12 protein-coding genes are annotated in these 16239 nt (G+C 70.8%); 11 read left to right on the plus strand and 1 reads right to left on the minus strand.

All coding sequences use genetic code 11. The annotated features are described in order from the left end of the window. From BJ965_RS29820 to BJ965_RS29870, 11 genes are all read left to right on the plus strand, one after another. Positions 1 to 1176 carry a Gfo/Idh/MocA family protein gene (locus BJ965_RS29820; RefSeq protein WP_184912845.1) on the plus strand — a complete coding sequence of 392 codons (1176 nt, stop codon included), beginning with the start codon at positions 1 to 3 and terminating at the stop codon, positions 1174 to 1176. Beyond that, positions 1173 to 2018, plus strand: coding sequence for a DUF6807 domain-containing protein (locus tag BJ965_RS29825; RefSeq protein WP_184912847.1), 846 nt, complete (start codon positions 1173 to 1175; stop codon positions 2016 to 2018). Before BJ965_RS29820 ends, BJ965_RS29825 begins: the two co-directional genes overlap by 4 nt. Continuing rightward, entirely contained in the window at positions 2015 to 3529 is a 1515-nt protein-coding gene (locus BJ965_RS29830; RefSeq protein WP_184912850.1) for a glycoside hydrolase family 43 protein, read from the plus strand. Before BJ965_RS29825 ends, BJ965_RS29830 begins: the two co-directional genes overlap by 4 nt. 33 nt (positions 3530 to 3562) lie before the next feature. After that, the gene (locus BJ965_RS29835; RefSeq protein WP_184912852.1) at positions 3563 to 5551 is read left to right on the plus strand and encodes a pectinesterase family protein; all 1989 of its coding nucleotides are present in this window, start codon (positions 3563 to 3565) and stop codon (positions 5549 to 5551) included. A gap of 52 nt (positions 5552 to 5603) precedes the next feature. Continuing rightward, complete coding sequence (locus tag BJ965_RS29840) at positions 5604 to 6968, plus strand: ABC transporter substrate-binding protein (protein WP_184912854.1); 1365 nt, start codon at positions 5604 to 5606, stop codon at positions 6966 to 6968. A 150-nt stretch (positions 6969 to 7118) separates the two neighbouring features. Continuing rightward, the gene (locus BJ965_RS29845; RefSeq protein WP_184912856.1) at positions 7119 to 7904 is read left to right on the plus strand and encodes a rhamnogalacturonan acetylesterase; all 786 of its coding nucleotides are present in this window, start codon (positions 7119 to 7121) and stop codon (positions 7902 to 7904) included. Between the two features lie 43 nt (positions 7905 to 7947). Beyond that, positions 7948 to 9258 carry a pectate lyase family protein gene (locus BJ965_RS29850; RefSeq protein ID WP_184912858.1) on the plus strand — a complete coding sequence of 437 codons (1311 nt, stop codon included), beginning with the start codon at positions 7948 to 7950 and terminating at the stop codon, positions 9256 to 9258. A gap of 99 nt (positions 9259 to 9357) precedes the next feature. Beyond that, complete coding sequence (locus BJ965_RS29855) at positions 9358 to 10467, plus strand: pectinesterase family protein (protein ID WP_184912860.1); 1110 nt, start codon at positions 9358 to 9360, stop codon at positions 10465 to 10467. Beyond that, positions 10467 to 11495 carry a pectinesterase family protein gene (locus tag BJ965_RS29860; RefSeq protein WP_184912862.1) on the plus strand — a complete coding sequence of 343 codons (1029 nt, stop codon included), beginning with the start codon at positions 10467 to 10469 and terminating at the stop codon, positions 11493 to 11495. The genes BJ965_RS29855 and BJ965_RS29860 overlap by 1 nt, the downstream gene beginning before the upstream one ends. Then, positions 11488 to 12753, plus strand: coding sequence for a pectate lyase family protein (locus BJ965_RS29865; RefSeq protein ID WP_184912864.1), 1266 nt, complete (start codon positions 11488 to 11490; stop codon positions 12751 to 12753). Before BJ965_RS29860 ends, BJ965_RS29865 begins: the two co-directional genes overlap by 8 nt. Then, entirely contained in the window at positions 12740 to 13897 is a 1158-nt protein-coding gene (locus BJ965_RS29870) for a dienelactone hydrolase family protein (protein WP_184912866.1), read from the plus strand. The genes BJ965_RS29865 and BJ965_RS29870 overlap by 14 nt, the downstream gene beginning before the upstream one ends. A gap of 3 nt (positions 13898 to 13900) precedes the next feature. Here BJ965_RS29870 and BJ965_RS29875 read toward each other — a convergent pair whose 3' ends face one another. Continuing rightward, positions 13901 to 16117: a family 43 glycosylhydrolase gene (locus tag BJ965_RS29875; RefSeq protein WP_184912868.1), complete on the minus strand. Its 2217-nt coding sequence runs from the start codon at positions 16115 to 16117 to the stop codon at positions 13901 to 13903. Positions 16118 to 16239: the final 122 nt, after the last annotated feature.

The following is a 16239-nucleotide window of genomic DNA, read 5'->3' on the forward strand; positions in this document are numbered from 1 at the left end:
ATGAGCGAATCCCCGAGCACGCCCCTGCCCGTCGTCCTCGCCGGGGCCCGCGGTCACGGCCGCTGGCACGTCGAGAACATCCGCCGCCTGCAGAAGAAGGGCCTCGTCCGGCTCGTCGGGATCTGCGAGCTGACGCCGCTGACCGAGGAGGAACTGGGCGACCTGGGCGCTCCCGAGCAGTCCGCCGACTTCGGCGCCCTGCTGGACGCCACCGGCGCCCGGGTCGCGGTGATCTGCACCCCCATCCCGACCCACACCGACCTCGCCCTCACGGCGGCCGAGCGGGGGGTGCACCTCCTCCTGGAGAAGCCGCCCGCCCCCTCCTACGCCGAGTTCCGCCGGATGGCCGACGGGGTCGCCGCGGCCGGAGTCGTCTGCCAGATCGGCTTCCAGTCGCTGGGCTCGCACGCCCTGACGGCCGTCCGCGAGCTGATCGAGCAGGGCGCGATCGGCACGCTGGTCGGGCTCGGCGGGGCCGGTGCCTGGGTCCGGGACGAGGACTACTTCCGGCGGGCGCCCTGGGCGGGCAAGCGGCGGCTGAACGGCGTCGACGTGATCGACGGGGCGCTGACCAACCCCCTCGCCCACGCCGTCGCCACCGCCCTCGCCCTGGGCGGCAGCACCCGTGCCGAGCACGTCACCGGCATCGAGACCGAGCTGCTGCGCGCCAACGCCATCGAGTCCGACGACACCTCCTGCGTCCGAGTCAGCACCACGCAGGGCCACCCGGTGACCGTCGCCGCGACGCTGTGCGCCGAGGAGCCGGACGAGCCGTACGTCCTCGTCCACGGCAGCAGTGGCCGGATCACCTTCTGGTACAAGCAGGACCGGGTGCTGCTCCAGCGCGCGGGGCACGGCCCGGAGGAGTCCGAGCACGGCCGCACCGACCTGCTGGAGAACCTCGTCGACCACCTCACCACCGGCGCGGACCTGCTGGTCCCCCCGGACGAGACCGGCGCCTTCATGAAGGTCGTGGAGGCCATCCGCACCGCCCCCGACCCGGCGCCGCTGCCGGACACCGCCTGGCACCGGATCCCCGGCGAGAACCGCCGGGTGGTGCCCGGCATCGACGGACTCGTCGCGGCCGCCGCCGACACCCTCTCCCTCTACTCCGAGCTCGGTGCCCCCTGGGCCGTGTCCGCGGAGCATCTGTCGAACGAGGTGAGCACCCGATGACCAGCAACGACACCACCGTCCTGCGCGTCGCGGGCCGGCCGGTCGGCCGGTACGTCACCCGGCCCGAGCTGCCCGCCAGGCTCTCTCCGCGCCCCTATCTGCACCCCGTCACCACCCTGGCCGGCACGGCCGTGACCGAACTCGCCCCGGCCGACCACGCACACCACCTCGGCGTCGGTGTCGCCGTTCCCGACGTCGAGGGGTTCAACTTCTGGGGCGGGCGCACCTACGTCCGCGACCAGGGCCCGACCGAGCTCGACAACCACGGCGCGCAGCGGCACATCGCCTTCCAGCTGCGCGACCCCGACGGCTTCGTGGAGGAGCTGCGCTGGGTGGCCGCGGGCGGCGAGCTGCTGCGCGAGCGGCGCACGGTCGCCGCGACCGAACTCACCGACCAGGCCTGGGCACTGGACCTCACCTTCTCCCTCACCAACGTCACCACGGGCCCGCTGTCGATCGGCAGCCCCGCGACCAACGGGCGCCCGGGCGCGGCCTACGGAGGCTTCTTCTGGCGGGCCCGCAAGGAGTCCCGCGCGCCGGAGGTCTTCACGGCCGGGTCCGACGGTGAGGAAGACGTCCACGGCCGGCCCGCCGACTGGCTCGCCCTGCGGGGCGCCACCTGGACGCTCGTCTTCGCCGGCGCCACCGAACGGACCCGCCGCGACCCGTGGTTCGTACGCACCGAGGAGTACCCGGGCGTCGGATCCTCCCTCGCCCACGAGGAGCGGCTGCCGCTCCCGCCGGGCGAGACCGTCGTGCGCCGGGTGGTCACCGTCGTCGCCGACGGCCGGCTCGACCGGGACGCGGCGGCCGCCCTCGTCCGCAAGGCGGTGAGCCCGTGACCTCCGAGACCTACCGCAACCCGGTCCTCGACGCCGACTGGTCCGACCCGGACGTCGTCCGCGTCGGCGACGACTACTACCTGACCGCGTCCAGCTTCGGCCGCGCCCCCGGACTGCCGCTGCTGCACTCCCGGGACCTGGTCCACTGGACGCTGGTCGGCCACGCCCTCGAACGCCTCGAACCGGCCGCCGAGTTCGACAGACCCCGGCACGACTGCGGGGTCTGGGCCCCCTCCCTCAGGTATCACGACGAACGCTTCTGGATCTTCTGGGGCGACCCCGACCAGGGCATCTTCCAGGTCAACGCCCCGCAGATCGGGGGCCCGTGGACCCGCCCGCACCTGCTGAAGGCCGGCAAGGGCCTCATCGACCCCTGCCCCCTGTGGGACGAGGAGACCGGCGAGGCCTACCTGGTCCACGCCTGGGCCAAGTCGCGCTCCGGCGTCAAGAACCGCCTCACCGGCCACCGGATGCGCCCCGACGGCACCGGCCTCCTCGACGAGGGCAAGGTCATCGTCGACGGGGACCGCATACCCGGCTGGTTCACCCTCGAAGGCCCCAAGCTCTACCGGCACGACGGCCGGTTCTGGATCCTCGCCCCCGCCGGCGGGGTGGAGACCGGCTGGCAGGGCGCCTTCCGCTCGCGCGGCTTCTTCGGGCCGTACGAGGAGAGGATCGTCCTGGAGCAGAAGGACACCGACGTCAACGGCCCCCACCAGGGCGGCTGGGTGCGCACCCCGTCGGGAGAGGACTGGTTCCTGCACTTCCAGCAGCGCGGCGCCTACGGCCGGGTCGTCCACCTCCAGCCCATGAGCTGGGGTCCCGACGACTGGCCCGTGCTCGGGGACGACGGCGCCCCCGTGGCCGAACACCGACGCCCCGCCCTGCCGCCGCAGCCACCCGCCGCGCCCGCCACCGACGACGACTTCCCCGGCGGACGGTACGGCCGCCAGTGGCAGTGGACGGCCAACCCGGGCGACGGCTGGGCCACCCAGCACTCCGGGGACGGGCTGCGGCTCACCTGCGTCCGCTCGGCGGACGCCCACGACCTGCGGAAACTGCCCCATGTGCTGACCCAGCGGCTGCCCGGCACCCCCAGCGCCGTCGAGGTGGAACTGCGCCTCGACAGCGACGAGCCCGGCGCCCGGGCCGGACTCGCGGTCCTCGGGGACGCGTTCGGCTGGATCGGACTCCAGCGGGGCACGGACGGCACCGTCCACCTTGTACACCGGTTCGCCGAGGCCGTCGCGGAGCGGGAACGCGACGCCGCGCACCCCCGCATCGCCCCCGAGGGCCGGGCCCGGCTGCGGATCGAGATCGGAGCGGGGGCACGCTGCCGGTTCTCCGCGGACGTCGGCGACGGCGAGGGATTCCGTGCGTCCGGCCCCGTCTTCACCGCCACGCCGTGGCGCTGGGTCGGCGCCCTGCTCGGCCTCTTCGCCCTCGCGCCCGCCGGTCAGGGGCACGCCGGTACGGCGGCCTTCACGCGGTTCCGGATCAGCGCCTCGTAACACACCTTCGTCGTACGCCTGTTGGGAGCCGCAATGACGCACCTCCGTAGCAAGCGCTTGTCGAGACCGGGGCACGGCAGGGTCGCGGCCGCCGTGCTCGCCCTGGTCGCCGCGCTGGGCCTCGGCGCCATCGGGGACGCCCAGGCAGCCCCGGCACCGCGGCCCGGTCCGGCCGCGGACCGCTGGACCGACCGGCCGCACGGCTTCGCCTCCCTCGCCGGCGGCACCACGGGCGGGGCCGGCGGCAAGGTCGTCACCGTCACCGACCAGGCCGCCCTGGCGAAGTACGCGGCGGCCGAGGAGCCGTACGTCATCCGCGTCAAGGGTGCCGTGGAGATGGAGCCCTTCGGCACGGAGATACCCGTCGCCTCCGACAAGACGATCATCGGCGTGAGCGACACGGCCGAGATCGTGCACGGCGGCTTCACCCTCGACCCGGGCACGCACAACGTCGTCATCCGCAACCTCACCATCCGCGACACCGCCATCGACGGCAACTGGGACTGCAAGGACACCGACCACGACGGCATCCGCCTGGACACCGCCCACCACGTGTGGATCGACCACATCCGGTTCTCGCGGATCTGCGACGGGCAGCTCGACATCCGCAAGGACAGCGAGTACGTCACCGTCTCCTACAACCAGTTCACGGACAACAACAAGACCTTCGGCATCGGCTGGACCCCGAACGTCCGAACGCAGATCACCGTCGACCACAACTGGTTCCGCGGCACGAAGCAGCGCAACCCGTCCGCCGACAACTGCGCCTACGCGCACCTCTACAACAACTACCTGTCCGCGCAGCTGTCCGACGGAGACCCGGTCTGGACGTACGGCAACTGGTCGCGCGGCCGGACGAAGATGGTCATCGAGAACAGCTTCTACGACGGCGTCCAGCACCCCTACCAGGCCGACGCGACGGCCGAGCTGGTGCAGCGCGGGTCGGTCCTGCGGGACACGACGGGCCGGCACGACGCCTGGGGCACGGCGTTCGACCCGCGGGAGTTCTACGACTACCGGCTCGACCCGGCCGCCGCCGTTCCCGTGCTGGTGAAGCGGTTCTCCGGGCCGCAGAAGCGGAACGGCGGCCCGGTCCGGCTGCACGTACCGGCCGACTACCCGACCGTGCAGGCCGCCGTGGACGCCGTCCCCGACGGCAACGACATCCCGCTGACGATCGCCGTCGCGCCGGGCACCTACCGTGAGAAGGTGTTCATCCCCGCGAGCAAGCCGGACATCGTGCTGCGCGGCACCGGACGCGACCGCTCCGACACCGTCATCGTCTTCGACACGCCCGCCGAGTACGGGGGTTCGACGGGCAGCGCCACCGTCCGGATCGCCGCGAACGACGTCACCGCGCGCAACCTCACCTTCAGCAACGACTTCGACGAGGCCGCGCACGAGCTGAAGGGCGAGCAGGCCCTGGCCATGAAGACGACCGGCGACCGGATCGTCTTCGAGGACACCGCGTTCCTCGGCAACCAGGACACCCTGATGACCGACAGCCCCAAGCTGACCGCCGTCAGCCGCGTCTACGTCCGCGACTCCTACATCGAGGGCGACGTCGACTTCGTCTACGGACGGGCCACGACGGTGATCGAACGGTCGGTGATCCGGGCCCTGAGCCGCGGCTCGGACTCCAACAACGGGTACATCACCGCGGCTTCGACGTGGAAGGGCAACCCCTACGGGTTCCTGATCACCAGGTCGGAGATCGTCAGTGACGCCCCCGCCGGGACCTTTCACCTGGGGCGGCCCTGGCACCCCGGCGGCGAGCCGGACGCGATCGCCCAGGTGCTGATCCGGGACACCCGGCTGCCCGCCGCGATCAAGTCCTCGCCGTGGACCGACATGAGCGGGTTCTCGTGGAAGGACGCGCGGTTCACCGAGTACCGGACCTACGGCCCGGGCGCGTCGCTCACCCCGGACCGCCCGCAGATGAGCGACCGGGACGCGCGCTCCCACACCGTCTCCGCCTATCTGGCGGGCGCCGACGGCTGGGCGCCGCACACCCGCCGCTGACCCACCCCCACACCCTCAAGTTCCGCTGGATCCAGAAGAAGAGAGCCGACCAATGAAGATCAGCAATCACACCGGCAGCAGGGGCGGGCGCCGCCGCACCTCGGCCGCCGTCGCCCTGGGGGCCGTACTCGCGCTGACCGCGACCGCCTGCGGCGACGACGGCAGCGGGGCGGGCGGCGACAAGGGCGCCGACGGAAGCGGCAAGGGCAAGATCGTCTTCTGGGACAACAACGGCGGTGTCCGCACCGACATCTGGAAGGAGATCATCGCCGACTTCGAGAAGGCCAACCCCGACATCAAGGTCGAGTACGTCGGGATCGCCTCGACCGAGTACCAGTCCAAGGTCGACACCGCCCTCCAGGGCGGCGGCCTGCCGGACGTCGGCGGTGTGGGCGCGGCGATGCTCGCCGGGTTCGCCGCGCAGGGCGCGCTGGAACCGCTCGACGAGCGGCTCGGCTCGTCGTCGCTGAGCGGCAAGCTCAACAAGGACATGGTCGAGTCGCTGAAGGCCGCCGGAGGCGGGGACGACAAGCTGTACTCGATCCCGACCTCCGCGAACAACGGTGTGCTGTACTACCGCACCGATCTGTTCAAGAAGGCGGGCCTCGAGGAGCCCACGACGTGGGAGCGGTTCTACAAGGCCGCCGACAAGCTGACGAACTCCGGCAAGAACGAGTTCGGCTACACCATTCGCGGTGGTGCGGGTTCCATCGCCCAGGCGCTGGACGCCATGTACGGGCAGTCCGGCATCACGTCGTTCTGGGACTCCAGTGGTGAGAAGACCACGGTCAACGACCCCAAGAACGTGACGGCGCTGGAGAAGTACGCGGCGCTGTACAAGAAGGTCACTCCGGCCGCGGACCTCAACAACGACTTCACCAAGATGGTCGCGCAGTGGGACTCCGGCACGATCGGGATGCTGAACCACAACCTGGGCTCGTACCAGGACCATGTGAAGGCGCTCGGAGTCGAGAAGTTCCGGGGCGTTCCGCAGCCGATCGGTGCCGGCGGCAAGCGGGTGCAGGTGTCCAACCCGGTGGACGGGCTGGGGCTGTTCAAGAGCGGCAAGAACAAGGACGCGGCCTGGAAGTTCATCGAGTTCGCCACGTCCAAGGCGGAGAACTCGAAGTTCAACGAGGCGGCGGGGCAGGTGCCGTCGAACACGGACGCGGCGAAGGACGCGTGGATTTCGAAGGCCGAGCCCACGAAGCTGGCCGCTGACGCGTTGTCGGACGGGTCGACGACGATCGTGCAGCTGCCGTACTACCTGCCGGACTGGAACACCATCTCCAAGGCCGACAACGAGCCGAACTTCCAGAAGGTGCTGCTCGGGAAGATGAGTGCGAAGGAATTCCTGGACACGATGGCCGAGCAGCTGAATGCCGCTCAGGAGGAATGGAACCAGCAGAAGGGTTGATTTCTGCTGGGTTTCGCCGTGGGGCGGCCTGTGGTCTGCAGGGTGCAGGCCGTCCCGTGGTTGCTCGCGCCCACGCGGCGGAGCCGCATATCGATACAGCCCCGCGCCCCCTGAGGTAGGACAAACACCGCCCCTAGAAAGGGACTCCGCGTGTCTCTCAGTCGTAGGCAAGTCGCTGTCGCAGCCGTTTCTGTGCCCCTGGCGCTTGCCGCCACCGGTACCGCTCACGCCGGTGCCCGTCGTACTCCCACCCTCTACATCGCCGGTGATTCCACCGCCGCGCAGAAGTACAAGGACGCCGCGCCCGAGACCGGGTGGGGAATGGCGATTCCCTTCTTTCTGCAGAGTTCCGGGCTCGCCGTCTCGAATCATGCCGTGAACGGGCGGAGTTCCAAGAGCTTCGTCGACGAGGGACGGTTGAAGGTGATTCTGGCCGCCGTCCGGGCCGGGGATCTCCTCCTCGTCCAGTTCGCCCACAACGACGAGAAGGCGGAGGATCCCACCCGGTACACCGAGCCCTGGTCGACGTATCAGCAGTATCTGCGGATGTACCTGGACGGGGCCCGGGCACGTGGGGCGCGGCCGGTGCTGGCGACCTCCGTGGAGCGGCGGCGGTTCGACGCCGCCGGGAAGGCCCTGCCGACGCACGGGGAGTACCCAGCGGCCATGCGGGCGCTGGCCGCAGAGGAGCGTGTCCCGCTGCTCGACGTCCAGGCGCTGTCGCTCGCCCTGTGGCAGCGGCTCGGGGTCGAGGAGACCAAGAAGTACTTCAACTGGACCGCCACCGAGCAGGACAACACGCACTTCAACCCGCCGGGGGCCATCGAGGTGGCCCGGCTCGTGGCGCGGGAGCTGCTGCGGACCCGGGTGCTCGGGCCGCGTGACGTGCGGCGGCTGGACGAGCCGATTCCCGAGTCCTGGATCACCTGGCCGTAGTCCGGCGCGTCACCCCCTGACGAAGAAGAAGGAGAGCCGCACCATGAACGTTCAGAAGTGTCATGATCATGCCATGACGAGAGCGGCCGTGCTCATCGGCTGCACCGCGCTCGTCCTGTCCCTGAGCGGCACCGGCGCCCAGGCCCAGCCCCGGGACGTCGCCCGCCAGACCCTCGCCGCCAACGACGGCTGGGCCTCCTACGGCACCGGGACCACGGGCGGCTCCCAGGCGGACGCCGCGCACGTGTACACCGTCACCACCTGGGAGCAGTTCCGCACCGCCCTGAAGGACGGCGGGTCCGCACCGAAGATCATCAAGGTCAAGGGCGTGATCGACGCCGTCTCCGAGGGCTGCGACGCGTTCGCGGCCGCCGGATACGACTTCCAGAAGTACCTCGCCGCCTATGACCCCGCCGTGTGGGGCCACGACAAGCCGGTCAGCGGCGAGCAGGAGGACCTGAGGGCCGCGTCGGCCGCCGCGCAGGACAAGACGATCAAGGCGGTCGTGCCCGCCAACACCACCATCGTCGGTGTGGGGAAGGGCGCCGGGATCCGCGGCGGCAGCCTGCAGATCAGGGGCGTGGACAACGTCATCGTCCGCAACCTCGCCTTCGAGGCCCCGATCGACTGCTTCCCGCAGTGGGACCCGACCGACGACAACAAGACCGGCGCCTGGAACTCCGAGTACGACGGCGTGGTGGTGTACGGCTCCACCCATGTGTGGATCGACCACAACACCCTCACCGACGGCCGCTACCCCGACAGCAGCCTGCCGACCTACTTCGGCAAGGTCTACCAGCAGCACGACGGGCTGGTCGACATCGTGCGCGGCGCCAACCATGTGACGGTGTCCTGGAACTCCTTCGAGGACCACGACAAGACCATGCTGATCGGCAACAGCGACGGTGCCGGCGCCGACGACACGGGCAAACTCAAGGTCACCCTGCACCACAACCGCTTCGAGGGCATCGTCGAGCGGGCCCCGCGCGTGCGGTTCGGGCAGGTCGACGCGTACAACAACCACTTCGTGGTCACCGAGGACCAGCCGTACGCCTACACCTTCGGCATCGGCGCCTCCTCGCAGCTCCACGCCACGGACAACGCCTTCTCGCTGCCCGCCGGGGTCGGCGCCGGCAAGACCCTGAAGAAGTGGAACGAGGCGCCGCTCACCGCCGAGAACAATTACGTCAACGGCAAGCGGACCGATCTCATCGCCGTGCACAACGCGGAGATCCCCGGCGAGATCCTGAAGTCCGGCGCGGGCTGGAAGCCTGCTCTGCGCACGAAGGTGGACTCGCCGAAGGCCGTGCCGCAGATCGTCGACCGGCAGGCGGGCGCGGGCCGGATCTGCTGACGCCCCCGGACACCGGCCGGGGCGGCCCGCACCGCACCCCCACCCCTGGGGGTGCGCCCGCCCCGGCTCCTCCCGCAGTGACATCGAAGGAGCACCCGCATGCCCCTGTCCAGAAGAGGATTCCTGACGGTGAGCGCCGGAGCGGGCGCCGCGCTCGGTGCGGCCCCGGGCCCCGCGCGGGCCGCCGGCCGCCCGCGCCCGTTCGGCCGCTACGGCTCACCGGCCGCACGCCTGACGCCCGGGACGCTGTACGTCCATCCGGGCGGCGCCGGTGACGTCACCTCCGTCCGGGACGCGGTGGCCGCGGCGAGCGGGACCGGGCGCACCCTCGTCATCGCCCCCGGCACCTACCGGGAGACGGTGGCCGTCGACCGCACCCGCACCGCAATGACCTGGATCGGGGCGAGCGAGGACCCCCGTGACGTCGTGGTCGTGTACGACAACGCGGCCGGGACGCCCAAGCCGGGCGGCGGCACCCATGGCACGACCGGATCCGCCACCACCACCGTCCAGGCCGACGGCTTCAGCGCCCGCTGGATCACCTTCGCCAACGACTGGCTGCGCGCCGACCACCCCGGGATCAGCGGCACCCAGGCCGTCGCCCTCAAGGTCCAGGGCGACCGGTCGGCCTTCCACCACTGCCGGTTCCTCGGCCACCAGGACACCCTGTACGCCGACTCCATGGCCCTCGGTACCTTCGCCCGCCAGTACTTCACCCACTGCTACGCCCAGGGCGACGTCGACTTCGTCTTCGGACGGGCCACCGCCGTCTTCGAGCACTGCCACTTCCGGACCCTGTCCCGGGCCGACCTGGCCGGCGCCCCCTACGGCTTCGTCTTCGCGCCGTCGACCGCCGGTGCCAATCCGCTCGGCTACCTGGTGACCCGCAGCCGCGTCAGCAGCGAGGCCCCCGACGGCTACTACAAGCTGGCCAGGCCCTGGGTACCCAGCTCCGACACCACCGCCCGCCCCATGCTCACCGTGCGGGACACCCGGCTCGGCCCGGGCATCGACGCGGTCGCCCCCTACGCGAACATGTCGGACGCGTACCCGTGGCAGGCCCAGCGCTTCGCCGAGTACCGCAACACCGGGCCGGGCGCGGCCGTCACGGTCCCCGCCAACCGGCCCCAGCTCACCCCGTGGCAGGCCCGGTCCGCGAACCGCGCCACCTGGCTCGGCGACTGGGAGCCGTGGAAGGAGGTCTGCTGATGCACCGGCGTACCCTCCTCACCGGAATCACCGCCGGGCTGGTCGCCGCGGGTACCGCACCCGTCTTCGCCGCGGCGGGCCGCCGCGTCCTGCACGTCCGCCCCGGCGACTCCGTCCAGGCCGCCGTCGACGCAGTGAGCGGCCCGGGCTGGACCGTCGTCGTGCACCCGGGGACGTACCGCGAGGTCGTCAGCGTCCCGGCGTCCAGGGCCGGACTGACCCTCAGGGGTGCGAGCAGGGACCCACGCGACACCGTCATCGTCCACGACAACGCCAACGGCACACCCAGGCCGGACGGTTCGGGCACCCACGGCACCGCCGGTTCCGCCACCTTCACCTCGGCGGCGCCCGGCCTGACCGTCCGCGATCTGACCCTGGCCAACGACTGGCTGCGCGCCGACCACCCCGAGATCACGGGGACACAGGCCGTGGCGGCGTACACGTACGGCGACCGGACCCGCTTCGAGAACGTCCGGCTCCTGGCCCACCAGGACACCCTCTTCGTCGAGACCGGCGCCCTGGACACCTTCGACCGGCAGTACTTCCACGACTGCTACATCGAGGGCGACGTGGACTTCGTCTTCGGACGGGCCACGGCGGTGTTCGAGCACTGCCACTTCCGCACGCTCGCGCGGGACGTGGACTTCACGCCCAAGGGCATGGTCTTCGCCCCCTCCACGGCCCGGGCCAATCCGCACGGCATCCTCGCCGTACGCTGCCGGATCAGCTCCGGCGCCGAGGACGCGGCGTACAAACTGGCCCGGCCCTGGGTGCCGTCGTACGAGACCACGGCATGGCCGTCGCTGGTCGTGCGGGAGACCCGGATCGGGCCCGGCATCGACGCGGTGACCCCGTACACGAACATGCGGGACGCCTACCCGTGGCAGAGCATGCGGTTCGCCGAGTACCGGAACACGGGGCCGGGGGCGGCGGTCCATGTGCCGGAGAACCGGCCCCTGCTGAGCCGCGCACAGGCCCGGTCGCACACCAGGGAGACCTACCTCGGCGACTGGCGGCCGTATGCGTAGGGCCGCCGCGATCCTCCTCGGACTGTGCCTGCTCTGGCCGGCCGCACCGGCCGGCGCCGCCGACCGGGCCCCCACCGGCTGGGCCTCGACCGGACCCGGTGCGACCGGCGGGGCGGGCGGCCGGACCTGGACGGTGCACACGCGCGCCGAGCTCAAGGCAGCCCTCGCGAACGACGGCGAGCCGACCGCGCCCAAGGTGATCCGGGTCGCGGGCGACATCAACGGCCACGAGAGCGACGACGGTTCCCTGCTCGGCGAGCAGGACGACGCGCCCGGATACGACCTCGCCCAGTACATGTCCTGCTTCGGCGAGGACGGTTCCACCTGGTCCGACACCCGCTTCGACCACTGCAAGCGGCAGCGGCAGCTGCGGCAGACCGGGTCGAACAAGGAGAAGGCGCAGATCCAGCTCACCGTGCCGGCCCACACCACGCTCGAAGGCGCCGGCCGCGACGCCCGGCTCCTCGGGGTGTTCCTGACCGTCAACACCGGCAGCAACATCATCGTGCGGAACCTGCACCTCGAAGCACCCGTCGACCACTTCACCAGTTGGTCCCCGGACGACGGCACCCACGGCAGCTGGAACGCCCGCTTCGACGCCATGACCGTGATCACCGGCAGGAACATCTGGATCGACCACTGCACTTTCACCGACGGTCGCTTCCCCGACCGCGAGGCACCCCTCGGCTTCCACGGCGAGCGGGTGCAGCGGCACGACGGGCTGCTGGACATCGAGGACGGCTCCGACTTCGTCACCGTCTCCGACAGCCGCTTCGAGGACCACGACAAGGCGATCCTCATCGGGTCGGGCGACGGACGCGGCGACCGCGACCGCGGGCACCTCAAGGTGACCTTCGTACGCAACCTGTTCAGCGACATCGTGCAGCGCGCACCCCGGGTCCGCTTCGGGCAGGTGCACGTCGTCAACAACGTCCACCGGGGTCGGGCGCCGCTCTACGCCCTGGGTGTCGGCGTCGAGTCGGCGATCTTCTCCGAGCGCAACGTCTTCCGGTATCCCGGCGCAGGGCCGTCGCTCGCCGTCGCCGCCTACGGGGGCGCGGAGTTCCACGACACCGGCTCCTGGTTCAACGGCCGGCCCGCCCGGCTGAACGCCGTGGCGAACGCACTCGGTCTCGGGAGCGACGTCGGCTGGGACCCCGCCGACGTCTACGACCACCGCGCCCTGAACTCCCCGTCGGCGGTCGAGCGGTACGTACTGCGGCACGCCGGAGCCGGGAGGCCCCATGGACGCCCATGAAGCCCTGGGACGACGGACGTTCGTGGCCGGGGCGGGGACCGCGCTGCTGGGCGGGGGAGCGGTGAGCGGGGCGGAGGCGGCGGTCGTGGACGGCCCTTTGCCCGACTTCCACCCCGCGCTGAAGGACGCCCTGACCTTCCCGCTCGCCTGGGGCCGGTCCCCGATCCGCGACGTCCGCGCCTGGCGGCGTGCCGCCCGGGCCACCGTCGAGGAGCACCTCCTCGTCGAGCGGCAGGACGGGACACCCTACGCGCCCGAGTTCAGCGGCCGTTCCCGGACGCGGGACTGCACCCGCGAGCTGGTGACCGTCTCCCTCACCCGCTACGAACGGGTCCGCGGAGTCCTGCTCACCCCGCACGGCCGCGGGCCGTTCCCCGCGGTGCTGCTCCTGCACGACCATGGCGCCCGGTTCGACATCGGCAAGGAGAAACTCGTCCGGCCCTGGTACGACGACACCCGTCTCGCCTCCGCGCGGGCCTGGGCCGACAGGTACTTCAGCGGGCGGTTCGTCGGGGACGAACTGGCCCGGCGCGGCTATGTGGTGCTGTGCCTGGACGCCCTCGGCTGGGGCGACCGCGGGCCCCTCGCCTACGAGCAGCAGCAGGCCCTGGCCTCGAACTTCTACAACCTCGGCTCCTCGCTCGCCGGGCTCATGGCCAGGGAGGACCAGCGAGCAGCCGCGTTCCTGGCGGGGCTCGACCGGGTGGACGCCCGGCGGGTCGCGGCCGTCGGCTTCTCCATGGGCGCCTACCGGGCCTGGCAGACCGCCGCCCTCAGCGACCACGTCGCGGCCGCCGCGAGCATCTGCTGGATGACCGGGCTGAAGGAGATGATGGTGCCCGGCAACAACACGCTGCGCGGGCAGTCGGCTTACTACATGCTCCACCCGGGTCTCGCCCGGCACCTCGACATCCCCGACGTGGCGAGCATCGCCGCGCCCCGGCCGGCGCTGTTCTTCAACGGCGGGCTCGACACGCTGTTCCCGGCCGAGGGCGTACGGGTCGCGTACGACAAGCTGCGTGCCGTCTGGCGGTCACGCCACGCCGAGGACCGGATAAGGATTAAGACGTGGCCGGAGCTCGGCCACGTCTTCACCCACGAGATGCAGGACGAGGTCTTCAACTGGCTCGACGACGTCCTGTGAGGCTCATCGCCGAACCGGCTTGATGCCCTCCAGGGTCGGCACCACCGGCTTGATGCCGCCGTCGGCCGCGAACTCCATGCGGTCGATGGTGGTCTCCCGGTGCATGCCGTCGCCGCCGGGCCTGCCGGGGCCGTTGAGGGCGAAGCGGTGGTAGACCATGTACCAGTCGTCGGTGCCCGGGGTGTTCACCACCGAGTGGTGACCGGTGCCGAGGATGCCGTACTCGGGCCGCTTCTCGAGGATCGTCCCGCGCTTGGTCCACGGGCCGAGCGGGGACGGACCCGTCGCGTACGCCACGTGGTAGTTCTCGCTGCGGGTGTCGTCCTCCGACCACATGAAGTAGTACGTGCCCTTGCGCTTGATCACGAAGGAGCCCTCGCGGAAGTTGTCCGGGGTGATGTCCTGCACCTTCGACGCGTCGAAGGACACCATGTCGTCGTTGAGCGGCACGACGTACCCGCGTCCGTTGCCCCAGTACAGGTACGCCTGGCCGTCGTCGTCCGTGAAGACCGCCGGGTCGATCATCTGGCCCTTGAGCGCTCCGCCCTTGGCGACCAGCGGCTTGCCGAGCGCGTCCTTGAAGGGGCCGGCGGGGGAGTCGGCCACCGCGACGCCGATCTGCTGCTCGGCGCAGAAGTAGAAGTAGTACCTACCGTCGCGCTCGGCGATCGCGGGTGCCCAGGCGTTCTTGTCGGCCCAGCTCACGTCAGGGCCGAGGTCGAGGATGACACCGTGGTCCTTCCAGTTGACCAGGTCCTTCGACGAGTACGCCTTGAACCTGGTGCCGCTCCAGCCCTGGAAGCCGTCCGTCGTCGGGTAGATCCAGTACCTGCCGTTGAGGTAGTGCACGTCCGGGTCGGCGTTCAGGCCGGGCAGCATGGGGCTGCGGGTGCGGACCGCCTCGACCGTCCAGATGCGCTTGGTACCGTCGGCCGCCGTCACGGTGTACTTCTGCGGCTTGCGGAAGTCGCGCCGGGTGCCGGACCTCGGGCTCAGCACGGCGCCCTCACCGACCCACAGCTTCGGGGCCAGACCACGCAGATCGGCATCCGGCTCCATCGGCAGGACGACCTTGGACGCGCTGTCCGTGACGATCGAGTAGCCCTTCTGGTGCTTCGCCGTCGCGTCCACGACCGAGGTGGGCGTGGCCGGGTAGGCGGCCAGCAGGCGGTCGTACTCCTGCTGCGTCACCGGCAGGACCGTGCCGTGCCTCGGGCTCGCCGGAAGCTGATAGTTCGTGGACGGGGTCCACTTGCCGGAGGCGAGGTCGGTGGTCTCGAAGGGGACGTAACCGCGCCCCCCGTACTCGTCGATGAACAGGTACCACTTCTTCTCGGTGTTCGACTTGAACACCGTCGGGCCCTCGCCACGGTCCATCGCGCCCTTGCCGATGCAGTCGGCCACGAAGTCGTACGTCGTCGAGGTCAGGGAGGTGGACTTCTCACCGGTGATGAACTTCGAGCAGGGGCCGGCGGAGCCGGGGTCGCGCTCGTCCTTGGTGTAGCGGTAGTACTCGTCCTTGTACTTCACGACCGTGGAGTCGATCACCGAGTAGCCCGGGTCGTTCCAGACCTTCGGCTCGCTGAAGGTGCGGAAGTCCTTCGTGGTCGCGTACATCATCTTGTTGTACGTGTCGCCCTTGTGGTCCGGGTCGTCGTCCGCGTACAGCTTCGACGCCCAGAAGACGACGTACGAGTCGAGCTCGTTGTCCCAGTAGGCCTCCGGGGCCCAGGTGTTGCCCGCGTTGTCCGGGGAGACCTTCACCAGGCGCTGGTCGGTCCAGTGGACCAGGTCGGTGGACTCCCAGACCATGATCGACTTGCTGCCGTGCCGCTGGACCTGGTCCCAGCTGCCGCTGGAGTTCTGGTACATCCGCAGGTCGGTGGCGATCAGGTAGAACTTGTCGCCCTCGGGAGAGCGGATGACGAACGGGTCGCGCAGGCCCTTCTCGCCGGTCGTGGACGTCAGCACCGGCTTGCCGGCGTTCAGCTCACGCCAGTGCAGCGGGTCGTTGCCGCGGCTGAGGGCGTAGCGGATCTGCTCGCCGTCGGCGGTGCCCTCACCGGTGAAGTAGGCGAAGAGGTAACCGGCGTACTCGCTGTGCTTCACGGGTGGGGCTCCGGGGTCTGCGGTGCTGGGCGGTGCGCTGAGGAGGGTCAGCAGGAGGCCGGTCAGGGCCAGGAAGGGGAGCAGGAGCGTGCGGGCGATGCGGGAGCGCATGACACTTCCTGTCGGAGTCTGGGGGATTCTGTTGGATAGCGGCCTTCGGAGTCTCACCGGAGGGACGCAGGGCGTCAACGGGTGCGTGTGAGGCCGGTGGTTCCGAAACTTTCGGAACGCCG

The sequence above is a fragment of the Streptomyces luteogriseus genome, assembly GCF_014205055.1.
GTDB lineage: Bacteria > Actinomycetota > Actinomycetes > Streptomycetales > Streptomycetaceae > Streptomyces > Streptomyces luteogriseus.